This window comes from Rhizobium jaguaris (assembly GCF_003627755.1).
In the GTDB taxonomy this organism is placed as follows: domain Bacteria; phylum Pseudomonadota; class Alphaproteobacteria; order Rhizobiales; family Rhizobiaceae; genus Rhizobium; species Rhizobium jaguaris.
Genome location: NZ_CP032694.1, coordinates 2,814,540 through 2,836,500 on the forward strand (window position 1 = coordinate 2,814,540; position 21,961 = coordinate 2,836,500).

The following is a 21,961-nucleotide window of genomic DNA, read 5'->3' on the forward strand; positions in this document are numbered from 1 at the left end:
TTAATGGCATGACTATGCCGCGCAATCGCGATAAACGAAATTGCCGAAAAATCTGGATATGATATACAAAAATTTATGAAAGCATCGGAACCAAGCTGGGATTTCTACCGCATCTTCCTCGCCGTACTTGACCACGGCTCGCTTTCGGCTGCCGCCCGGGATCTCGGCCTGACCCAGCCGACCATCGGCCGCCATATCGACGCGCTAGAGGAAGCCGTTGGCAGCGAACTTTTCACGCGCTCGCAACAAGGTCTGCTTCCGACAGATGCGGCCCTTGCACTCAAACCCTATGCCGAAACTCTGGCCAGCACGACCGCCGCCTTGCTCCGCGCGGCTTCTGGTGCACGCGACAGCATCAACGGCACGGTACGCATTAGCGCCAGCGAGGTGATCGGCACTGAAGTCCTGCCGCCAATCCTGGCCGAATTGCAGATGGCACATCCCGACCTGACGATCGAACTGTCGGCATCGGACAATGTGGAAGACCTGTTGCAGCGTGAAGCTGACGTTGCCGTGCGCATGATAGTCCCGGCCCAGGATGCCCTACTCGCGCGTCGTATCGGCATCATCTCCTTGGGCTTCTTCGCGCATCGCAGCTATCTCGAACGATATGGTGAACCCAAAAGCGTTGGCGAACTGCGCCGGCACAAGCTGATTGGCTTCGACCGGCAGACTGCTTTCATCCGCACCATGTTGAAGCGCTATCCCATGTTCGACGACATTTCCTTCGCTTTCAAATCAGACCACAGCATCGTCCATCATAACGCGTTGCGCGCCGGCATCGGCATCGGCTTCTATCAAGTGCCGCTTGCGAGACGAGATGAGAATCTTGTTCGGGTGCTACCCGAGATCGAATTGTCGCTCGATACCTGGGTCGCCATGCATGAAAACCTGAAGACGTCACCGCGTTGCCGCGTGACTTTTGATGCGCTGGTGGCGGGATTACTCGACTACGTCAAAGGTGGCGTAGAGCGGTAAACACCATGACAATGCGCAATCCGGTTGAATCTTAAGCACCTGGAGCCGTATCGACCGGCGGGAAATGCACCTTGCCGTCGACAACTTCCGTTTCCGGTCGATCGCCGCCGTCGGTATATTCTTCGTGCCATTTGCCCCGCTCATCCTGCCAACTGATCTCGGCAGAGTCGCCGCCAATCTGCTGCTCGGCCGCTACGATCCTGGCCGCCTCCACCGCTTCGGAATGGGTCGGAAACGCCTCGGAATAGACGTCGCCAAAACGATACGCCCATCCGCCATCATGTGGCACGATTTCGTAAGTGACCTTGACCATGCATACCTCCTTTTCCTCTGCCAAGACCTTAGGGTCCGGGTGCCACCCGGCGGGACCGCGGTCCATCTGAGACGATTTCGAGGATGCCGCGATATTGGGTTGGGCAGACCGATCAGGGTAGTATTCCATTAAACGGCGCCGACTGCAAATTTTGTCATCAACGCGCATGCTTGATGTGAAAAATCATTGATTTAGAGTGAGAAAGTGAATCGGTGCGAGAGGTGGGGACCTTGGCAATATCGACCTGGCTGAAGCGGGAAACGTTCCTGGTAGTTGCATTTGCCGTCGCTGTGGTCGCCTATCTCGGCGAACATGCGGTGCTGGATATGGGACAGGCCGTATCGCTGCTGGCTGCAGCCGCACTGGTTGCAACCATCATACTTGTCTCCATGCGTGTGGCCCATCACGCCGAAATTCTGGCGGCGAAAGTCGGTGATCCCTATGGCACGATGATCCTGACGCTGTCGGCTGTCTCCGTCGAAGTGATCATGCTGGCGATCCTGATGGGCGGCGAAAGCTCGCCGACGCTGGTGCGCGACACGATCTATTCCGCCGTCATGCTCGACATCAACGGCATCCTCGGCCTCGCCGCCCTTCTGGGCGGGCTGAAGCATGGCGAGCAGCCCTACAACGACGACTCCAGTAAGTCCTACGGCGTGATGATTCTGACCGCCATGGCTATTTCGATGATTGTGCCGGAATTCATCCCCGAAGCGAAATGGCATTATTATTCCGCCTTCACGATTGTCGCGATGATCGCGCTCTACACGCTGTTCCTGCGCATGCAGGTAGGCAAACACAGCTATTTCTTCAGCTACAGCTATCCGCGCGCTGAGAACAAGCATGGCGCGGAAGAGGATCGTCATGGCCAAGAGTCAACGGCGGCCTCAATCGCCACAATCCTGATCGGCGTCATATTGATCGGCGGGCTTGCGGAATTCATGTCGGCCTTCATGGATGTCGGCCTGCGAGATAGCGGCGCGCCCCCGGCGATTGCCGCCATCGTCGTTGCCGCTATTTCTGCCGCCCCTGAAATCCTGACGGCCTTGCGGGCAGCGCTGCGCAACCGCATGCAGGCCACGATCAACATCGCCATGGGCGCCTCTCTCTCGACCGTCATTCTCACTGTGCCAGTCATGGAGGCGATCGCGCTCTATACCGGCCAGCCCTTCATCATGGCCATGTCGCCGGTGCAGACCGTGATGATCATGATCACCCTCATCGTCGCCGCCATCAATCTCAACGATGGCGAAACCAATGCCATCGAAGGCATGACCCATTTCATTCTCTTCGCCACCTTCATCATGCTGACCGGATTGGGGCTTTGAGTTTTATTTCAAGGACTTGTGCCGACAGGCAGACTCAATTTGCAAAGCACTTGAATCAGTTGACGAACCCGAAATCATCAGCCTGAATACAAAAAAGCCCGCCATCTCTGGCGGGCTTTTCATTTGAACGACTATTGATCGCTTACTTGCAGGCCGCGCAGAAGCGCTGGATGCGGCGGCATGCTTCCTCGAGAAGTTCTTCCGAGGTCGCGTAGGAAATGCGGAAGTTCGGGCCAAGGCCGAAGGCGGAGCCGTGAACGACGGCGACACCTTCCGATTCCAAGAGTTCCGACACGAAGTCTTCGTCCGTCTCGATGACCTTGCCGGTCGGCGCCGTCTTGCCGATCAGGCCGGCGCACGACGGATAGACGTAGAAGGCGCCTTCCGGCACCGGGCAGGAAATGCCCTTTGCCTGGTTCAGCATCGACACGACGAGGTCGCGGCGGCCTTCGAAGATCTTCTTGTTGCGCGGGATGAAATCCTGCGGCCCGTTCAGCGCTTCGACGGCAGCCCATTGTGCAATCGACGTCGCACCCGAGGTCTGCTGGCCCTGGATCATGTCCATCGCCTTGATAAGCTGCAGCGGGCCGGCGGCGTAACCAATACGCCAGCCGGTCATCGCATAGGCCTTCGAGACGCCGTTCATCGTCAGCGTGCGATCGTAGAGGCTCGGCTCGACTTCGACCGGTGTGGCGAACTTGAACTCGCCATAGGTCAGGTGTTCGTACATGTCGTCGGTCAGGATCCAGACATGCGGATGCTTGACCAGCACGTCCGTCAGCGCCTTCAGCTCGGCATGCGAATAGGCAGCACCCGACGGGTTGGACGGTGAGTTGAACATGAACCACTTGGTCTTCGGCGTGATCGCAGCTTCAAGATCGGCAGGCTGCAGCTTGAAGTTATTGGCCTGCGTCGTCGCGATGAAAACCGGCGTGCCGCCACAAAGCGCCACCATTTCCGGGTAGGAAACCCAGTAAGGTGTCGGGATGATGACTTCATCGCCGGCATTCAGCGTCGCCATGAAGGCGTTGAACAGGATCTGCTTGCCGCCGGTGCCGACGATCGTCTGCTCCCAGGTATAGTCGAGATTGTTCTCGCGCTTGAACTTGGCAGCGATCGCCTTGCGCAATTCTGGAATGCCGGAGACCGGCGTGTACTTCGTCTCGCCGCGGTTGATCGCGTCGATGGCGGCCTTCTTGATATTATCAGGCGTATCGAAATCCGGCTCGCCGGCGCCGAGGCCGATCACGTCGCGTCCTTTTGCTTTCAGATCGCGTGCTTTCTGGGAAACGGCGATGGTGGCAGAAGGCTTTACACGGGAAAGAGCGTCGGCAAGAAAGGCCATGGTGATCGGTCCTAATCGGTTGAAGTGGGCAGAAAGCCTGTGGACCAGATTTCTGCGCTAAGGTCTATGTCGAATGTAGGCCGCCGTTTCAAGCACAAAGGCGTCACAGTGACGTTATTTCAGGGGCCGCGGCGTTATATCGTGGATGCCGCGTTGGTGGAAACCGGCGACGAGCAGGTCACGCGACACGAAGAGACGGCTTCGATGGACACAAAGACGTTATCGCGGCCCTAGCTCGCCTTGAAGAACAATCTGCCCACCCCACGTTGCATGAACGGCTCGTCGAAGGGAGGAGATGGTTTGAAGCGCCTTCACAGAACCGGATATTGCGTTGTTCTTGCGGCTTCTGCGCTGCTGATGGTGAATCCCGCACACGCCGATCCAGTCAAAACGATCGACACACAGAAGGTCAAAGTTAAGGTCGAGACAGTCGCAAGCGGGCTCGATCATCCCTGGGCGGTCGAAGTGCTGCCGGACGGCGCCTATCTCGTGACGGAGCGGCCTGGCCACCTGCGCATCATCCGTGACGGCAAGGTGTCCGCTCCAATCGCAGGCGTGCCAAATGTCTACGCGCACGGCCAGGGCGGGCTGCTCGACGTAGCCCTTGATCCGAAATTCGCCGGCAACCGCACCATTTATTTCACCGCCTCCATTGCCGAGGACAGCGGCAGCGGCACGGCAGTCTTCCGCGCTGTCCTATCGCCGGACGAACGGCGGCTGATCGATGTGAAACGCATCTTTCTGATGAACAAGCTTTCGCAGGGCGACTTGCAATACGGCTCGCGTATAGCAATCGCCAAGGACGGGAGCCTGTTCGTCAGCCTGGGTGACCGCTTCGAACAGGATCGCGCCCAGGATTTCCATGACGATGCCGGTTCGATCATCCATATCCGGGCCGACGGCAGCATACCCGCCGACAACCCGTTTAAGGATGGCGTAAAGGCTTTGCCGGAAATATGGTCCAAGGGACATCGCAATCCCGAAGGCATCACCTTCGATGCCGCCGACGGCAGGCTCTATACGGTTGAACACGGCCCCAAAGGCGGCGACGAGATCAACACACCGGAGGCGGGCAAGAACTACGGCTGGCCGGTCATTTCCTACGGGCGTAACTATGACGGCACCAAGGTCGGCATTGGCACTGCCAAAAAGGGGATGGAGCAGCCGATCTTCTATTGGGATCCGTCGATCGCACCCGGCGCCATTGCCGTCTATCGCGGTCGGATGTTCCCGGAATGGAAGGGCGATTTCCTGGTCGCCGCGCTGAAATTCAAGCTGCTGTCGCGTCTTGATCGCGACGGTAGCGGCAAGGTGACCGAACGCGAACGCATGTTCAAAGGTGATTTCGGACGGCTTCGCGACGTCGTGGTCGCGCCGGACGGCGCGCTGTTGATTACGACGGACGAAAATGACGGCGCGTTGCTGCGCGTCTCCAGAGCAGCAGAATAGTGCGGCGCCGCCGGCGTCTTTCGCTTGCCCGGAAGAGACGCAGCTGCTAACCGTCGGCTTCCCTTTTCTCCCCCTCCCGTAGGATGTAGATGACTCGCGTACAGGCGAATTTGGTATTGTTGTTGGCGGCCGCTATCTGGGGTGGCGGCTTCGTCGCACAGTCGACGGCGATGAAAGCGATCGGGCCATTCTGGTTCATCGGCCTGCGCTTCGCCGTCGCCACCATCGTCGTCCTGCCGTTCGTCTGGATGGAAAACAGCAAGACAAAAAAACCCTTGACGCGCCGGAATTGGCTTTCCTTCTTCCTCACCGGCGTCGCACTCTTCGGAGGAGCGGCAACGCAGCAGATCGGGCTGCTGACGACGACCGTCACCAATTCCAGCTTCATCACCGGCCTCTACGTCGTCTTTGTGCCGTTGATAGCCGTCGTCTTCCTCCGCCGGCCGCCGCATTGGATCATCTGGCCGGCTGCGATGACGGCCCTTGGCGGTATCTATTTATTGTCCGGCGGCTCCTTTTCGCGCCTCACAATCGGCGATTTCCTGACGGTGGTCTGCGCCCTGTTCTGGGCAGCGCAGATCACTCTTGCCGGCTCTTCCGTCAGTGAAACCGGCCGGCCGCTCGGAATTTCCGCCATGCAGTTTGCCATCACGGCGGTCGCCGCCCTTGCCGTCGCAGTGGTTGCCGAGCCGATCACCATCGCCGACATCCAAGGCGCGCTGGGCCAAATCCTCTATGTCGGCATCTTTTCGTCCGGTCTTGCATTCGCGCTGCAGGTGATCGGCCAGCGTTACACAACCGCGCCGCAGGCTGCGATCTTCCTCTCGTCAGAAGCTCTGTTCGGCGCGTCGCTGGGTAGCTTGCTGCTTGGCGAGACCATGGGGCCGCTCGGTTATGCCGGCTGTGCTTTGATGTTTATCGCCATGCTTGCAGTGGAATTGGTGCCGGAACTCCTCCGGCGGCGCAGTGTCGCCGCCTGAAATTTTTCCCGAATACCCGTTATGGCTGTTTTGCGCTGCCCTTAGTGAATTTTTTTCGAATGATCCGAAAGACGGATTCTGACTAGATTATTTGGGAAAATTTCGCCGAAATTATATCGCAAACGATACAAAAACCTTAGAAACCCGTTCTTGCGAGGGAAAATTTCCGATTCGCGCTAACACACTTGCGTTACGGCAGTGTGCTCTCCTGAACACGTTAAAAAACTTTTGCTTGCCAATTAACGATAAACACAGCACTCTCAGTGGTGTTCGGGCATTTTTACAGCATGGGAAGTCCTTAATAAAATTGCGCGCCGGAAACGCTAAATATTCCGGTCAGCCCGGTTGCGAAGCGAGCACGAGTGTCGTTTCAATGCCGCGCCGAGGTATAGGGGACCTTTTCCTTCAAATTGCGAGAACTGCCTGCAAGCGCCCGCGAGGGCAATACAGCAATGCTGCCCGTGTGGATGGTGGGCAGAGAGAAAAGGACCTGAGGCATGGCCGAGACTGGCACTGTAAAGTTTTTCAATACCGATAAGGGCTTCGGTTTTATCAAACCTGACAAAGGTGGCGCGGACATCTTTGTGCACATTTCCGCAGTGCAGGCTTCTGGTCTGGCAGGATTGTCGGAAAACCAGAAGGTGAGCTTCGACACGGAACCGGATCGCCGCGGCAAGGGACCGAAGGCCGTCAATCTTCAGATTGCTGGCTGAGAGCGCCCTACGGCTGTCATTCGAGTTGAAGCCCGGCAGAGATGCCGGGTTTTATCATTCAGTCTGTATTCAGCTTGCTATGTCTAGTCTGTCCTCATGTAAGATTGGGAATTACGGTCTTCCGGGTTCCCCTTAGAGGACAGACTAATGAACATGCTCGGCAAATCCCTCGCTATGTCCGCTATGGCTGCAGCACTGGCGCTGACATCCATTTCCACCGCTTCGGCCAATGAATGGCATCATCACAACGGAGAGGGTTGGGCGATTGGCGCGGCAGGTCTCGCCACTGGCCTCATTGTCGGTTCGGCGATCGCCAGCCAACCGCGTTATGTCGAGCCAGATCCGGTCTACGTCGACCCTGACTACGCGCCGGCCCCGCCCTATTACTATCGCGCTCCGCCGCGCCGCGTCTATGTCGAGCGTGATGTCGGCTATTACGCACCGCAGCCGGTCGGCTTACGCCCCTGGTCGTCCCAGTGGATGCGCTATTGCTACGACCGCTACAGCAGCTTCGACGGCCGCAGCGGTACCTATCTCGGCTATGACGGCATGCGCCATTTCTGCACGGCCGACTAATCGCCGTATCGGCTGATTGCCCGTAACGAAGCGCCGCCATTTCGCGGCGCTTTTGTTTTGGCTTCAAAGTCCGCGCAGGAAAGGATTGGTGCGGCGCTCATCGCCGATCTGGCCGCCGGGGCCATGACCGCAGATGAAGCCCACATCATCGCCCAAGGGAAATACCTTGTCGCGGATCGACTCCAAAAGCTGCTGGTGATTACCGCCCGGCAGGTCGGTGCGGCCGATCGAACCGTGAAACAGCACGTCACCAACATGGGCAAATTTCTGTGTTCTGTTGAAATAAATGACATGGCCTGGCGCATGGCCGGGGCAATGGAAGACTTCGAACTCGTGCTCGCCGAAGGAAACTTTGTCGCCGTCCTTCAGAAAGCGATCCGGTACCACGTTGCGTACGCCCTCGATGTTGAACATTTTGCTCTTGGCCTCGATATCCTGCAGCAGCGATCGGTCGTCTTCATGCGGACCGATAACCTCGATGCCCAACGTTTCCCGGAGCTCGTCCGCGCCGCCGGCATGGTCGATATGGCCATGCGTCAGCCAGATTGCCGTCAATGTGATGCCATTTTCACGCACCGTCTGCAGGATGACATCGACATCGCCGCCGGGATCGACCACGACTCCCTCTTTCGTGTCCGGATCGAACAGGATTGTGCAATTCTGTTCGAAGGGTGTCACCGGAATGATGCCGGCCTGGAGCATGCCCATAGGAAGCGCCTCGTCTGTTGAATGCGTACCAGCCGATATAGCCTCAAACACCGGGTAAAACAGCCCCCTCCCCCGGAAAACGCCGCGGCCGGGGGAAGGCGCAGCGGAACCCTCGGCTCTTCCGGGCGTTTGCACAGGTAGACTCCGCAAAACAAAGGAGAAAGCCAATGCCCTCGAAAAGAAACCTGCTGCTGACGGGCCTCCTGCTCCTGGGTAGCGCCGGGCTTGCGCAAGCACAGATGTCGGCGACAACAGTTACCGATCTTGACGTCCGCACCGGTCCGGGTCCGCAATATCCGACTGTCGGTACGGCAACCCGTGGCTCGGAAGCGAGCCTTGACGGCTGCATCCAGGGTAGCAACTGGTGCCGCATCGATGTCAACGGCATGCGCGGCTGGGTGGATGCCCAGACATTAAGCGTCGAGCAGAACGGAAATCCTGTTGTTGTCGAGGAGCATTACTCGGAGCTCGGTGTACCAACGGTCACCTATGCCCAGACCGATCCTACAACGACAGGCAGCGTCTCCCCTTCGCCGGACGATGAACTGATCGGTCCGGTCGGACAGGTCGAGGTCGTCGCTCCGCCGAATGAAGTCCACACCTACATCACGCAAAACCCAGTCAACACCGTGCGGCTGCGCGGCGACGTCGTGGTCGGCGCCACCCTGCCCCAAAGCGTCGTCGTCCATCGTATCCCGGATTACGACTACAGCTACGTTGAGGTGAATCGCCAGCCTGTGCTGGTCGATCCGAATACCCGCCGCATCGTCTACGTCTACCGCTGATTCGTTTTCAGCAGTAATTTGTCAAAATCATAGGCGGCCAAATGGCCGCCGCTTTTCTTTGTGCGGGTTTTCCCCCGGATTATCGCAGAATTCTCCCGTATGAGTTGCCTTTCTATTTCCACCAGCCGATGCATGATGTAATTCTAATATCGGTGAGGATTATTGCCGCTCCCGAGGCTAGAGCATGTCGCGCAAAAGTGCGCAGAGGTTTTGCGATAACGACAAGCGCAAGATCAAAAGCCCGGGACGCGGCGCGGGGCATCCGGAAAATGGCTTCCGGAACAATGGGAGAAGGGTAATCATGGAAAGTTTGGGGCCAATCATCACGCAACTGATCGCCGGTGCAATCGGTGGTAACGCGGCCAGCGCCGCGCTCAAGCAGGAAGGGATCAATCTCGTCGCCAGAACGATTGCCGGCGCCGTCGGCGGCCTTGGCGGCGGCCTTATTCTCAACCTGATCGGCAGCGAAGCGCTCACCGGCCTTATCGCGCAGGGCATTTCCTCGTTGATCGCCGGTGGCGTGCTCTCTGCGATCGTCGGCGCGGTTCTCGGCCGCAAATAAGCCGAGGGGCTGGAAACAACAAAAGCCGGACGACCAGATGGCCCCCGGCTCCCGTTGATCGTTTCAAAGCCTTATTCGGCTGCCGCAGCAGTCGGATAGACTTCCTTCATGTAGTCGTTCATCAGCGTTTCGCTGATCGATGCAGGCGTGAAGCGATAAGGCCCAATTTCCGACACTGGGGTCACTTCCGCAGCCGAGCCGGTCAGGAAGCACTCGCTGAAATCGGAGAGTTCTTCCGGCATGATCGCGCGTTCGATCACCTGCAATCCGCGCCGCCTGGCGAGGTCGATCACCGTCTGGCGCGTGATGCCGTTCAGGAAGCAATCCGGCGTTGGCGTATGGAGGACGCCGTCCTTGACGAAGAAGATGTTGGCGCCCGTCGCCTCGGCCACCTGGCCACGATAGTCGAGCATCATCGCGTCGGCATAACCCTTGGCTTCGGCGGCATGTTTGGAAATGGTGCAGATCATGTAGAGGCCGGCCGCCTTCGAAGCGCAAGGCGCAGTCTTGGGATCGGGGCGGCGATATTCGGCGATATCGAGACGAATGCCCTTCAACTTTTCGGCCGGATTGAAGTAGCTGCCCCACTGCCAAATCGCGATTGCCACGTTGATGCGGTTATTCTGGGCGGACACGCCCATGCTCTCGCTTCCGCGCCAGGCGATCGGCCGCACATAGGCCTCGGAAAAGCCCTGGCGTTTCAGGAGCTCGATTGTCGCCGCATCCAGTTCGGCAACGCTGTAGGGAATTTTGAAGCCGAGAATATCGGCGGACTTGTGAAGACGCTGATTGTGCTCCGTCAGCTTGAAGACGCGGCCGCCATAAGCGCGCTCGCCCTCGAAGACCGCGCTCGCATAATGCAGACCATGGGTCAGCACATGAATCTTAGCGTCCTTCCAGGGCACGAATGCGCCATTGAACCAGATCTCCCCATCCAGTTGATCAAAAGGAACCGATGCCATCTTAATTCTCCTCCGGCGCCCGGACGCCATGACTGTTGATTGTTGTCCCCATTACGCATTATCCACGATGCAGATGGGGAAAATATGAGACGGGTTGGAATTTTTGCGAAGCCGGGCTTAGTTTCCAAATATGGCCATATCCGTCCGGGCGGCGCAAGATCGGCGGAAACTAGCAGCGACGTAAAAATACGTCAATAAAGCTGACATATTTTTGCGTAAGTTTCCCAGTTGCCCCAAAATAGGAAAGGAAATGCCAAGGTGCCACGACAGACGAGCCAAAAGGCGGCAAAACCGGAGCTGCTGGCGACGCCGATGGAGAATGCGGGGATCATCGATTTCGAGATCATCGAGCTGCTTTTCTTTGCCTATCGCGATTTCGTATCCGATCCCGATCAGATCCTGGACAAGAGCGGATTCGGGCGCGCTCATCATCGGGTTGTTCATTTCGTTAACCGCGAACCCGGCATGACGGTTGCGGACCTGTTGGAAACGTTGAAGATCACCAAACAGAGTTTGGCGCGGGTTCTCAAACAATTGATCGATTCAGGCTATATTCGTCAGGTGGCTGGGCCTGAAGATCGCCGGCAGCGTAAACTCTACCCGACGCAGGCCGGCCGCGATCTGGCATTGGCGCTGGCCGAGCCGCAATCGCGCCGTATTGAACGGGCATTCGGAGGCGCGTCCGATGCGACGCGCGAAAGCGTCAAACGGTTCCTGAGGGGAATGCAGGACTGAGATATGATCTCGAACCGAAGAGCCGCGAAGCGGAGACTTGGATAAGATCATCTCAATCAAACGGATAAAACAAAGATCGAGACGGATTGAATGACGACAAAGACAGCAATTTCGGACGATGCAGCACACCTCCTGGTCGTGGATGACGACACGCGTATCCGCGCCCTACTCAACCGTTATCTCATGGAAAAGGGATACCGGGTGACGGCCGCCGCCGACGGCGCCGAGGCCCGCCGCAAGCTCGAAGGGCTCGATTTCGACCTGATCATCATGGACGTGATGATGCCTGGCGAATCCGGCATCTCGCTGACGGCAAGCCTGCGAGCCATCAAGAGCATTCCGATCATCATGCTGACCGCTCTTGCCGAATCGGAAGCCCGTATCGCGGGACTGGAAGCCGGTGCCGACGATTATCTGCCGAAGCCTTTCGACCCACGCGAACTCGTGCTTCGCATCAACAATATCCTCCGGCGCAATGCACCGGCCGATGCACCGAAGATCGAACAGGTGATGTTCGGGCCCTACACTTTCTCGCTCACCCGCAAAGAGCTGAAGAAGGCCTCGGAGCTCATCCGCCTGACCGACCGGGAGCAGGAAATCATGCTGCTCTTTGCCAAGCGCGCTGGCGACACCATTCCTCGCCACGAGTTGATCGGCAACGATGCCGAGGTCGGCGAGCGCACTATCGACGTCCAGATCAACCGTTTGCGCCGCAAGATCGAGGACGACCCGGCCAACCCCGTCTGGCTGCAGACGGTGCGCGGCATCGGCTATCGCCTGAGCATAGATTAATATCAATTCCCTAGGATCAGCGGCGATGGTGACATTCGACTCGATCAGGCGCGATCAGGAGCACACGCCCTCCAACGGCCTGCGTTGGTTTTCTCGCTGGTTGCGCCGGCGTCTGCCAACCGGCCTCTATGCGCGCACGCTGCTGATTTTCATCCTGCCGATGATCATCCTTCAGGCAGTCGTGACGATCGTCTTCATGGAGCGCCACTGGCAGATGGTGACTCAACGGCTGTCGATGGCCACCACCCGCGACATTGCCGCCATCATCGATATCATCCAAACCTATCCGCAGGACGCCGACTTCTCCGATATCACGCAGATGGCCCGGCAAAAGCTCGATCTCACCATCTCCATCGAGCCGGGGGGCGAATTGCCGCAGCCGCGCGAAAAACCGTTCTTCTCGATCCTCGACGGCATCTTGAGCGACGAGATCCGCGGACAGATCAACCTCCCCTTCTGGATCGATACGGTGGGCAATTCCAGCCTTGTCGAAATTCGCGTGAAGCTGCCGGATAAGGTGCTGCGCGTTTTTGCCAAGCGCAGCCAGACCTACGCCTCGAATACGCATATCTTCATTCTCTGGATGGTCGGCACATCGCTGGCGCTGATCGGCATTGCCGTACTGTTTCTGCGCGGCCAGATCCGGCCGATTCTCGCGCTAGCGCAGGCTGCGGAAAGTTTCGGCAAGGGCCAGCGGCGGGACGATTATTCGCCACGCGGCGCCGACGAAGTCCGCCGTGCCGGCCTCGCCTTCATCCTGATGCGAGAGCGCATCGAACGGCAGATCGAGCAGCGCACGGCGATGCTCTCCGGCGTCAGCCACGACCTGCGCACCGTGCTCACTCGCTTCAAGTTGCAGCTCGCCCTCATCGGCGATAATCCCGATCTTGCCGGCCTCAGCGAGGACGTCGAGGATATGCAGAGCATGTTGGAGGGCTATATGGCCTTCGCCCGCGGCGAGGCGGAAGAGGATGTCGGCACCCTCCGGCTCAGCGATATCCTCGACAAGGTCGAACAGGACTTCTCTCTGCACGGCAAATCCATGACCTTCTCCATCGAGGGCGATAACGATATCTCCGTCCGCCCGAATGCCTTTACGCGGCTGGTGACGAATCTCGCCTCCAACGCGCGCCGCTACGCACACACCTTGCGCATTGAGGCCAAGCACAGCGCCAAATGGCTGACGATCATCTTCGATGATGACGGCCCGGGCATTCCCGTCAATGCGCGCGAGGATGTGTTCAAGCCGTTCTTCCGGCTGGACGAGGCGCGCAATCTCGATAATTCCGGCACCGGTCTCGGCCTTGCCATTGCCCGCGATATCGCACGCAGCCACGGCGGCAATGTCACGCTCGGCGACAGCCCGCTGGGCGGCCTGCGCGCCACCATCCGCATTCCGGCTTAAGAGAGGACATCGCATGCCGATCGACATCAACGACATGCATTGGCTGAATCTACCGCCAGCTTGGGAAATGAACAACGGCCGGCTCATCGTGCGCTCCGGCAACAAGACCGACTTCTGGCAGGGAACCTATTACGGCTTCCACCGCGACGACGGCCATTTCCTCGGCCGGCAGTGGCGTGGCGACTTCACCGCCGAGATCACTTTTATCGGGCGTTATCGCGAACTCTACGACCAGGCCGGCCTGATGGTCCGCCATGACGCCACGCACTGGATGAAATGCGGGATCGAATATACCGATGGCGCCAAGCATTTCAGCGTCGTGGTCACCAACGGCAATTCCGACTGGTCCGCCTTCCGGCTCGATCACGAGTTCGATACCCTATCGGTGCGGGTGACGCGCAATGGCGACGCGCTTTTCATCCAATACCGCACCGACAAGATGACCGAGTGGCGCATGGCCCGGCTCGCCTGGTTCGATCCGGCTCTCGAAGAGGTCTCCGTTGGTCCCGCCTTCTGCTCACCACAGCGTGACGGTTTCGAGGCGGAATTTCTCGATTTCAGTATAACGGAGCCGCTGTCGCGGGATATTCACTGAGATGTGACCATCTCTCCAGCCGGGAGAAGGTAAAAATCACATCATCTTCTTGCCATTCGGCACCGGTTGCGTCACGGCCGCAAGCACGATCGCGCCGGCTTCATCCTCGAACCCAAGAGTCAGCACTTCGGAACGTACGGGGCCGATCTGGCGCGGCGGAAAATTGACGACGCCGAGAACCTGACGGCCAATGAGGGATTCCGGCGTGTAGTGCACCGTGATCTGTGCCGAGGAGCGCTTGATGCCAATCTCCGGTCCGAAATCGATCCTCAACTTGAAGGCCGGCTTGCGTGCTTCTGGAAACGGCTCCGCCTCGATGATCGTGCCGACGCGGATGTCCACCCGCTCGAAATCGCCATAGGTGACCTCATCCGCCATACGCAGACCCTTTTGATACTGGAAAACTAACCGGCCAGTTCCTGCGCACGCTTGCGCGCTGCCTCGATCGCCTCGTCGAATAGAGGCTGCATGCCGTCTTCCGCCATCAGAACGGCAAGGGCGGCGGCGGTGGTACCGCCGGGAGACGTCACGTTCTGGCGAAGACGCGAAGCGTCATCGGGGGACTGATGCAACAACTCACCAGCCCCCGCGACAGTTTCTCGCGCGAGTCGCATGGCGAGGTCCGCCTGCAGGCCAAGCTTCCGGCCCGCCTCCGCCATGCACTCGACGAGATAAAAAACATAGGCCGGTCCGCTGCCGGAGACGGCCGTCACGGAATCAATATCGGCTTCCTCCGGCACCCATTCGACCGGACCGGATACCTTCAAGAGATTTTGCACCAACTGCCGCTGGGGCTCGCCGACTTGGGCGTTGGCAAACGCACCGGTTACGCCCCGACCGACCATGGCCGGCGTGTTCGGCATGGCGCGCACCATCGCCATTTCACCTAGATGCTTTTCAAGGAAAGCCAGCGTCTTGCCGGCAGCGATCGACACCACCACGGTATTCGGTCCGATCGTCGTCTTGAATGGCGGCAATACCGCCTCCATGACTTGGGGCTTGACGGCAATGAAGAGAACGCCGGCAGTGATGTCAGTCGGAACGCCTGCGACATGGCTCGCGCCGGCATCGGCGATCAACTTCAGCATCGGCTCGGACGGCTTGGGATCGACGACGATCACCGAAGAGCCCGGCACACCGCTTTTCAGCCAACCCGTCAGCAGAGCGCCGCCCATATTGCCAGCCCCGATCAGGATGATGGGGTCGGAGGATGCAAAAGCGCTCGATGATGCTTCTGTTGCCATATCAGGCTTCGCCTACGGTTTCGAAAAGCACGGCTTCCATGGCGCGGTTTGCGTCAAGGCCGGACCATACTACAAATTGGAAAGCCTGATAGTAAGCCTCGCAGGTGTCAAGAGCGTTGGATAACAGCACTTCCACTTGCCGGTTCGTCGGCTCCGCGCCGCCCGAGAGCAACAGCGACTGCCGGAAGATCACGATATCCTCTTGCCGCCACAGATCGAAGTGTCCCATCAGCACCTGCCCATTGATGCAGGACAGCAGCTTGATCACCTCGTTGACACGCGGATCGGGAACTTTGATGTCAAATGCGCAGGCTATGTGCAGCGCCTCGAACTCCTCCATCCAGGAGAACGAGACGTGATAATCGGTCCATCGCCCCTCGACGGTCATGGCGATTTCATCCTCGCCGGACCGCTCGAACGACCAGTCATTGTTGGCAGCCACGAACTCGATCATGTCGACCGGGTTCGATTGTCGTTCGACTTCCATTTCCATAAGGCTCATGCAGCACCTTCTTGACCGGAACGAATGCAGCTTCCTCGTGCTCAAACACCTGAAAGAACGCAAACAGTTTTACTCCGGAAACATCCTCGGGATGATGTTGAACGGCTGCCAGACTAACGCATCCACCCTGCCCGGAGCTTACCAAGTCCGTTTCGAATCATCATTTAAAATCAGTGTATAACGGCATGCCCGGCATGCCAGCCCCCATCAGTGATTTTGGCGAAGGGCGCTGTGGAAAGCTCTTCCGATGTCTATTCAGAAGCGAGTCATAACTGACTCTGGCGATTGGCTTTTTTGCCTATGTCCACAGGTGGATAAACTACCGAAAATTTTAGAGGAAAAATGCGCGGCAGACGCGTGCCGCGCCGATTTCTCGCAAAATGAATCGCGATTATTTGCCTTCGGAGGAAAGACGCGCTTCCAACGCTTCGATTCTGGCGCGCAGCGCATCGTTTTCATCCCGTGCCTTGATCGCCATTTCGCGAACGGCTTCGAACTCCTCACGCTTGACGATATCGAGATTGTTTAGCCAGCGCTCGGCCTGGGCATTGAACGCTGTTTCGATCTCCCGGCGCACGCCCTGGGCGGCACCGGCGGCATCGGTCATCAACTTGGCGAATTCGTCCAAGATACGGTTCGGTCCAGTGCTCATAGTGGTCTCCTTGCGGCCGTCGGCCCCGAAAAATGGACGGCATCATATAGGGGTCAGATAGGTCTGAGGTAAGATTTCCTAGGGTCCGATGCAAGCAAATTGAGATAGCGCGGGACAACCCGGCCCAAGACAAGAGACACACGAATAATCGACTTGACCGTTTCAATACCGAACGCCATGTTCCGCCCACACTGGATTTAGCATGCTCTTATCCAAAAACTGCCGATAGTTTTTGGGAATCATGCTCTAACGGACCCGATAATCTTGCTGACATCCGCCAATCTCGCCGCCATTCTGCCGTTTCCCGATATCGATCCGATCGCCTTTTCGCTCGGTCCGCTGTCCATCCATTGGTATGGCCTCGCCTATGTCGCGGGCATCCTGCTCGGCTGGTTCTATGCAAGACGGCTGGTCGACAATGGCAAGCTTTGGCTCAACGACGCCGCGCCGATGACGCGTGCGCATCTGGACGATTTTATTCTTTGGGTCGCCTTCGGCATCGTGCTCGGCGGGCGCATCGGCTATATCCTGTTTTACGATCTCGATCCGGTGCTCGCCAATCCGATCCGCGCCATTCAGGTCTGGAATGGCGGCATGTCCTTCCACGGTGGATTAATCGGCACGACCATCGCCATGATTTTGTTCGCCAATCGCAACAAGATCCCGATGTGGAGCCTGTTCGATATTGTCGCCGCCGTTGCCCCCATCGGCCTTTTCTTCGGCCGCATCGCCAATTTCATCAATGGCGAGCTCTGGGGCCGGACCACTGACGTGCCCTGGGCGATGGTTTTCTGCAGCCCGCACGTCATCGCCGCTCACGAGGGCGTCTGCCCTGCCGGGCTTGATCCGCGCCATCCGAGCCAACTCTACGAAGCCGGCATCGAGGGCATCGTGCTCTTCCTCGTCCTCTTCGTCCTCACCCGCTGGGCGTTGGCGCTGAAGAAACCCGGCACCGTCAGCGGCGTCTTCGTCATCGGCTATGCCTTCTCGCGCATTTTCGTCGAGTTCTTCCGCCAGCCGGATGAGCAACTGGGCTATCTCCTCGGCACGAATTGGCTGACCATGGGCATGGTGCTTTCCTTGCCGATGGTGGCCATCGGCCTGTGGGCCATCATCCGCGCACGCCACGTTGCAGCCAGACAGACGGCTTGAACTCTGGGTTTAATGTCGCATGATCTTTCCGAAAGCCGCCTCACATTTTTCGGGACCATGCTTTAGCGAGACCAAACGATGACGACCGCGCTCGGGGAAAAAATCAAGGCCATCATCCGTGCCAACGGACCGGTCAGCATCACCGACTATTTCTCGCTCTGCCTCGCCGACCCGCAGCACGGCTACTACAAGACGCGCGAACCCTTCGGCCGTCTCGGCGACTTCGTCACGGCACCCGAGGTCAGCCAGCTCTTCGGCGAGATGATCGGCGTCTTCATGGTGCATGCCTGGCAACGCCACGGCACGCCCCCCGATGTTCGTCTCGTCGAAATCGGCCCTGGCCGTGGTACGATGATGGCGGACATGCTGCGCGTCATCGCCAAGCTGGCGCCGCCGCTCTATGACGCGATGAGCATGCATCTGGTCGAAACCAGCGAGCGGCTGCAGGGTTTTCAACGCCAGACGCTGGACGTCCATGGCGACAAGATTTCCTGGCATTCGGACTTCGATGACGTGCCGGCGGGTTTTACTTTGCTTGCCGCCAACGAACTGTTCGACGCTATTCCCATCCGCCAGTTCGTCCGCACCGCCAATGGTTTTCGTGAGCGCACTGTCGGGCTTGACGTCAATGACGAGCTGACCTTCACTGCAGGCGTCGCGAGCCTCGATCCCGAGCTTCTCCCAGAGGGGCCGCTTCCGCCTGTCGGCACGATCTTCGAGATCGCCCCGGCCCGCCAGGCGGTGATGACAACGATCTGCGACCGGCTTGCCGCCCACGGCGGCACGGCACTCGTTATCGACTACGGCCATATGGCGACGGGCTTCGGCGATACACTGCAGGCGGTGCGCATGCATGAATACGACCCGCCACTCGATCATCCCGGCGAAGCGGACCTCACCAGCCACGTCGATTTCCAACATCTGGCCGAAACCGCTCTCGCATCCGGCCTGCATATCAACGGATGCTGCCATCAGGGCGATTTCCTCATCGGGCTCGGACTCTTGGAGCGGGCTGCGGCTCTTGGCCGCGACCACGACGCCGCCATGCAAGAGGGCATTCGCGCCGCCGCCGAACGCCTCGCTGGCGCCGGCGAAGGCAAGATGGGAGAGCTATTCAAGGTGTTGGCGGTCTCCAGCCCGGCGATCGATCTTTTGCCCTTTCGGCAAGTACGCTGAACAACAGTGTTGATCTCCGCGGATTGACAGAGCGCGCATGCCTGGGCCAACATCGCGCTCAAAATCGAACCGCTTCGCCACAGAAGCGTTATTTCCATTACGAAAGAACACATCAAGGGACGCAGCATTGCCGACTCCGATCGAAAGCACGCTGCTGAGCGCCTTCAAGAGTGCCGGCATCCGCCACGGTTATTTTACCCGTGACGGCGGTGTTTCAGAGGGCCTTTATCGCGGATTGAACGTCGGTCTCGGTTCCGGCGACAATCGGGAACACGTCCTGGAAAACCGCCGCCGTGTCGCCGGCTGGTTCGGCCTGCCGGTGGAACGGCTCGCGACAGTGCATCAGGTCCATTCGCCCGACGTGATAGCCGTCGATGCGGACTATGACGGCACCCGCCCGCAAGCCGACGCCATGGTGACGGCGACGCCCGGGATAGCGCTTGGCGTGCTTGCCGCTGACTGTGGCCCGATCCTTTTCGCCGATCCTGACAACCGGGTGATAGGTGCCGCCCATGCCGGCTGGAAGGGCGCGCTGACCGGCGTCCTGGAAAACACAATCGATGCCATGATCACGCTCGGTGCGGGGCGGGAGAGGATTATCGCCTGCCTCGGCCCCTCGATCAGCCAGGCGAGCTATGAGGTCGGCCCTGAATTCGTCGACCGCTTCGTCGCCCAAGACCCTGACTACGCCAAGTACTTCATCCCGGCCAAGCGGACCGGCCACGCGATGTTCGACCTGCCTGGCCTGACCATAGACCGCTTGCGCAAGGCCGGCGTAACCGCCGAAAACCTTGATCTCTGCACCTATCCCGATCCCGACCGCTTCTTCTCCTATCGCCGCACCACGCACGCGAAGGAGCCGGATTACGGCCGGCAGATTTCCGCCATTGCCATCGAGGAGACGTTCTAAAATGGCCCTGCATTTCGAACGCAGCGAATTCAACGCCCGCCTGGCCCGCCTTCTCGCGAAAATGCAGGAGGAGAAGCTCGACGCCATGCTGCTCTTCGCCCAAGAGAGCATGTTCTGGCTGACCGGCTACGACACCTTCGGCTACTGCTTCTTCCAGACGCTGGTGGTCAAGGCTGACGGCACGATGGTGCTGCTCACCCGCTCGGCCGATCTTCGTCAGGCGCAGCTCACATCGGTCATCTCCGACATCCGCATCTGGGTCGACCGCCTCAACGCCGATCCGACGCTCGATCTCAAAGAATTGCTGGTGGAGCTCGATCTCCTCGGCGCCCGCATCGGCGTCGAATACGATACCCACGGCATGACTGGCCGCGTCGCGCGCTTGCTCGACAATCAGATAGCCACCTTCGGCCAGATCATCGACGCCTCCTACGTCGTCAGCCGTCTGCGCCTCGTCAAAAGCCCGGCCGAAATCGCCTATGTCGAGCGCGCCGCTGTTCTCGCCGACGATGCACTGGACGCCGCGCTTGCTTTGATCAAGCCCGGTGCCGACGAAGCCGATATCCTTGCCGCCATGCAGGGCGCGATCTTTTCCGGCGGTGGCGATTATCCCGCCAATGAATTCATCATCGGCTCCGGCGCGGAGGCCCTGCTCTGCCGATATAAAGCCGGCCGCCGCAAGCTGGATGCAAACGACCAGCTGACCCTCGAATGGGCCGGCGCCTATGTCCATTACCATGCCGCCATGATGCGCACGATCGTCATCGGCGATCCGACGCACCGCCAGCGCGAACTCTACAACGCTTGCCTCGAAACCATCGAGGCGATCGAAACCGTGCTGAAGCCCGGCCACACCTTCGGCGACGTCTTCGATATGCATGCCAAGATCATGGACGAGCGTGGCCTTGCGCGCCACCGGCTGAACGCCTGCGGCTATTCGCTCGGTGCCCGCTTCTCTCCCTCCTGGATGGAGCATCAGATGTTCCATGTCGGCAACGCGCAGGAGATCGAAGAGAACATGTCGCTCTTCGTGCACATGATCATCATGGACTCCGATACCGGCACCGCGATGACGCTCGGCCAGACCTACCTGACGACGTCTCAAGCACCGAAAGCTTTGTCGCGCCATCGGCTCGAATTTCTTAACCGTTAGCAGCGTAAAATAGCGATCCTGAACGGGAAGACCGTCGAAGGAAAGGATCGCGCAAATGGGACTGGTCAGGACAACGTTGATTTCCGTTGGCTGCTGCTTTGCGCTCGCCGCCTGCAACACGACAGACGCCCTGACACCCCCCGAAAGCATCGGCGATGCCGGCTCCAGCCCCGTCACGCAGCGCGATGTCGAGCGCATGGCCGCCGCGCCGCAACGCCAACAGAATTATGAAACCGCGCAGGACAGCTACAGCTACCAGCGGCAAAGTTATCAACAGCAGGGTTACCAGCCGCAGAGCTATGGCGGCGGCGGCTCGCTCGACGATCAGGCGGCCGCGCTGAGAAGCAGCGGTCGCAACCCCTACGCCTCCCGCCCGCTCGACGGTTCCAGGACTGCCTCCATTCCGTCGCAGGGTGCGCAAACCTCGGACGCTGACGAACAGCGCGAGGCCGACCGTCGCCTGGCAGACGATCCGCAGGCGCAACAGCAACAAGCGACCCAGGACCAGCAGAGCGATCAGCAGCAGCCGGAACAGCAGCAAGCCTCCCTTCCCCCTCCCGCTGCGGCGGATAGAAATAGCGTCCGATTCCTGCCGATCATCGGCGCGCCGGTTCAAGCCGTTACACCGCTGTCGCGTCAGCTCGGCGCCGAGGCCCGCGCGCTCGGCCTGACGATCAAGAGCTCCAGCGATTCCAGCGCCGGCTATATCCTGAAGGGTTATCTCTCCGCCTTCGAGGACGGACCGCAGATTTCCGTCACCTATGTGTGGGACGTTCTCGACAATAGCGGTGCCCGCCTGCACCGAATCCAGGGATCGGAAAGCGCGCCGCTGAAGCGCGGCGATCCATGGGCAGCCATCCCGCCCTCCGTCATGCAAAAAATCGCCACTGAAACCATGTCGGAATTCAATTCCTGGCGCGACTCTCGCCGTGGATAGCCACAAGCT

The 21,961-nt window shown here is 59.1% G+C and carries 25 protein-coding genes; 17 read left to right on the forward strand and 8 right to left on the reverse strand.

Annotated elements, in window-relative coordinates; genetic code table 11:
* Positions 1–75 precede the first annotated feature (75 nt).
* A complete protein-coding gene (locus CCGE525_RS13725) occupies positions 76–978 on the forward strand; it encodes a LysR family transcriptional regulator (protein WP_120704750.1) in 903 nt (300 codons plus the stop codon).
* A 31-nt stretch (positions 979–1,009) separates the two neighbouring features.
* On the opposite strand, the gene CCGE525_RS13730 is transcribed toward CCGE525_RS13725, so the two are convergent.
* A complete protein-coding gene (locus CCGE525_RS13730) occupies positions 1,010–1,291 on the reverse strand; it encodes a DUF2188 domain-containing protein (RefSeq protein ID WP_120704751.1) in 282 nt (93 codons plus the stop codon).
* A 230-nt stretch (positions 1,292–1,521) separates the two neighbouring features.
* Between CCGE525_RS13730 and CCGE525_RS13735 the strand changes: the two genes are divergently transcribed.
* Complete coding sequence (locus CCGE525_RS13735) at positions 1,522–2,619, forward strand: calcium:cation antiporter (protein ID WP_120704752.1); 1,098 nt, start codon at positions 1,522–1,524, stop codon at positions 2,617–2,619.
* A 142-nt stretch (positions 2,620–2,761) separates the two neighbouring features.
* Here the strand turns inward: CCGE525_RS13735 and CCGE525_RS13740 are convergent, their stop codons facing one another.
* Positions 2,762–3,964 (reverse strand): pyridoxal phosphate-dependent aminotransferase, encoded by a 1,203-nt coding sequence (locus tag CCGE525_RS13740; protein ID WP_120704753.1) that lies wholly within the window; start codon positions 3,962–3,964, stop codon positions 2,762–2,764.
* A gap of 357 nt (positions 3,965–4,321) precedes the next feature.
* Between CCGE525_RS13740 and CCGE525_RS13745 the strand changes: the two genes are divergently transcribed.
* From CCGE525_RS13745 to CCGE525_RS13760, 4 genes are all read left to right on the forward strand, one after another.
* Positions 4,322–5,413, forward strand: coding sequence for a PQQ-dependent sugar dehydrogenase (locus CCGE525_RS13745; RefSeq protein WP_245472156.1), 1,092 nt, complete (start codon positions 4,322–4,324; stop codon positions 5,411–5,413).
* 89 nt (positions 5,414–5,502) lie between these two features.
* Positions 5,503–6,393 (forward strand): DMT family transporter, encoded by an 891-nt coding sequence (locus CCGE525_RS13750; protein ID WP_120704755.1) that lies wholly within the window; start codon positions 5,503–5,505, stop codon positions 6,391–6,393.
* A gap of 497 nt (positions 6,394–6,890) precedes the next feature.
* A complete protein-coding gene (locus CCGE525_RS13755; protein WP_004116423.1) occupies positions 6,891–7,106 on the forward strand; it encodes a cold-shock protein in 216 nt (71 codons plus the stop codon).
* 147 nt (positions 7,107–7,253) lie between these two features.
* The gene (locus CCGE525_RS13760; protein WP_120704756.1) at positions 7,254–7,682 is read left to right on the forward strand and encodes a BA14K family protein; all 429 of its coding nucleotides are present in this window, start codon (positions 7,254–7,256) and stop codon (positions 7,680–7,682) included.
* A gap of 63 nt (positions 7,683–7,745) precedes the next feature.
* Here the strand turns inward: CCGE525_RS13760 and CCGE525_RS13765 are convergent, their stop codons facing one another.
* Positions 7,746–8,390 (reverse strand): MBL fold metallo-hydrolase, encoded by a 645-nt coding sequence (locus CCGE525_RS13765; RefSeq protein ID WP_120704757.1) that lies wholly within the window; start codon positions 8,388–8,390, stop codon positions 7,746–7,748.
* Between the two features lie 167 nt (positions 8,391–8,557).
* On the opposite strand from CCGE525_RS13765, the gene CCGE525_RS13770 reads away from it, so the two are divergent.
* On the forward strand, positions 8,558–9,175 hold the full coding sequence (locus CCGE525_RS13770) for a DUF1236 domain-containing protein (RefSeq protein WP_120704758.1): 618 nt from the start codon (positions 8,558–8,560) through the stop codon (positions 9,173–9,175).
* Positions 9,176–9,476: 301 nt separating this feature from the next.
* A complete protein-coding gene (locus CCGE525_RS13775) occupies positions 9,477–9,737 on the forward strand; it encodes a hypothetical protein (protein WP_120704759.1) in 261 nt (86 codons plus the stop codon).
* 71 nt (positions 9,738–9,808) lie between these two features.
* On the opposite strand, the gene CCGE525_RS13780 is transcribed toward CCGE525_RS13775, so the two are convergent.
* On the reverse strand, positions 9,809–10,699 hold the full coding sequence (locus CCGE525_RS13780) for a branched-chain amino acid aminotransferase (RefSeq protein WP_120704760.1): 891 nt from the start codon (positions 10,697–10,699) through the stop codon (positions 9,809–9,811).
* Between the two features lie 258 nt (positions 10,700–10,957).
* Here CCGE525_RS13780 and CCGE525_RS13785 point away from each other — a divergent pair, with 258 nt between their 5' ends.
* The 4 genes from CCGE525_RS13785 to CCGE525_RS13800 all read left to right on the forward strand — a co-directional run bounded on the left by CCGE525_RS13785 (position 10,958) and on the right by CCGE525_RS13800 (position 14,226).
* A complete protein-coding gene (locus tag CCGE525_RS13785; protein WP_120704761.1) occupies positions 10,958–11,434 on the forward strand; it encodes a MarR family winged helix-turn-helix transcriptional regulator in 477 nt (158 codons plus the stop codon).
* 90 nt (positions 11,435–11,524) lie between these two features.
* Positions 11,525–12,226, forward strand: a complete 702-nt coding sequence (locus CCGE525_RS13790; RefSeq protein WP_120704762.1) for a response regulator — start codon at positions 11,525–11,527, stop codon at positions 12,224–12,226.
* A 25-nt stretch (positions 12,227–12,251) separates the two neighbouring features.
* Positions 12,252–13,631, forward strand: coding sequence for an ATP-binding protein (locus tag CCGE525_RS13795; RefSeq protein ID WP_120704763.1), 1,380 nt, complete (start codon positions 12,252–12,254; stop codon positions 13,629–13,631).
* A gap of 13 nt (positions 13,632–13,644) precedes the next feature.
* Positions 13,645–14,226 (forward strand): DUF1349 domain-containing protein, encoded by a 582-nt coding sequence (locus tag CCGE525_RS13800; RefSeq protein ID WP_120704764.1) that lies wholly within the window; start codon positions 13,645–13,647, stop codon positions 14,224–14,226.
* Positions 14,227–14,262: 36 nt separating this feature from the next.
* On the opposite strand, the gene CCGE525_RS13805 is transcribed toward CCGE525_RS13800, so the two are convergent.
* The 4 genes from CCGE525_RS13805 to CCGE525_RS13825 all read right to left on the reverse strand — a co-directional run bounded on the left by CCGE525_RS13805 (position 14,263) and on the right by CCGE525_RS13825 (position 16,624).
* Positions 14,263–14,604 carry a tRNA-binding protein gene (locus CCGE525_RS13805; RefSeq protein ID WP_120704765.1) on the reverse strand — a complete coding sequence of 114 codons (342 nt, stop codon included), beginning with the start codon at positions 14,602–14,604 and terminating at the stop codon, positions 14,263–14,265.
* 26 nt (positions 14,605–14,630) lie between these two features.
* Positions 14,631–15,470 carry a pyrroline-5-carboxylate reductase gene (gene proC, locus CCGE525_RS13810; RefSeq protein WP_120704766.1) on the reverse strand — a complete coding sequence of 280 codons (840 nt, stop codon included), beginning with the start codon at positions 15,468–15,470 and terminating at the stop codon, positions 14,631–14,633.
* A gap of 1 nt (position 15,471) precedes the next feature.
* The gene (locus tag CCGE525_RS13815; RefSeq protein WP_104823731.1) at positions 15,472–15,972 is read right to left on the reverse strand and encodes a type III secretion system chaperone family protein; all 501 of its coding nucleotides are present in this window, start codon (positions 15,970–15,972) and stop codon (positions 15,472–15,474) included.
* 391 nt (positions 15,973–16,363) lie between these two features.
* Positions 16,364–16,624 (reverse strand): accessory factor UbiK family protein, encoded by a 261-nt coding sequence (locus CCGE525_RS13825; RefSeq protein ID WP_120704768.1) that lies wholly within the window; start codon positions 16,622–16,624, stop codon positions 16,364–16,366.
* A 264-nt stretch (positions 16,625–16,888) separates the two neighbouring features.
* Here CCGE525_RS13825 and lgt point away from each other — a divergent pair, with 264 nt between their 5' ends.
* The 5 genes from lgt to CCGE525_RS13850 all read left to right on the forward strand — a co-directional run bounded on the left by lgt (position 16,889) and on the right by CCGE525_RS13850 (position 21,952).
* Positions 16,889–17,776, forward strand: a complete 888-nt coding sequence (gene lgt / locus CCGE525_RS13830; RefSeq protein WP_120704769.1) for a prolipoprotein diacylglyceryl transferase — start codon at positions 16,889–16,891, stop codon at positions 17,774–17,776.
* Positions 17,777–17,854: 78 nt separating this feature from the next.
* Positions 17,855–18,952: a class I SAM-dependent methyltransferase gene (locus CCGE525_RS13835; protein ID WP_120704770.1), complete on the forward strand. Its 1,098-nt coding sequence runs from the start codon at positions 17,855–17,857 to the stop codon at positions 18,950–18,952.
* Positions 18,953–18,989: 37 nt separating this feature from the next.
* Positions 18,990–19,862, forward strand: coding sequence for a peptidoglycan editing factor PgeF (pgeF, locus tag CCGE525_RS13840; protein WP_120704771.1), 873 nt, complete (start codon positions 18,990–18,992; stop codon positions 19,860–19,862).
* Position 19,863: 1 nt separating this feature from the next.
* On the forward strand, positions 19,864–21,015 hold the full coding sequence (locus CCGE525_RS13845; protein ID WP_120704772.1) for a M24 family metallopeptidase: 1,152 nt from the start codon (positions 19,864–19,866) through the stop codon (positions 21,013–21,015).
* A 55-nt stretch (positions 21,016–21,070) separates the two neighbouring features.
* Positions 21,071–21,952, forward strand: a complete 882-nt coding sequence (locus CCGE525_RS13850; protein WP_120704773.1) for a hypothetical protein — start codon at positions 21,071–21,073, stop codon at positions 21,950–21,952.
* The last annotated feature ends 9 nt before the right edge of the window (positions 21,953–21,961 follow it).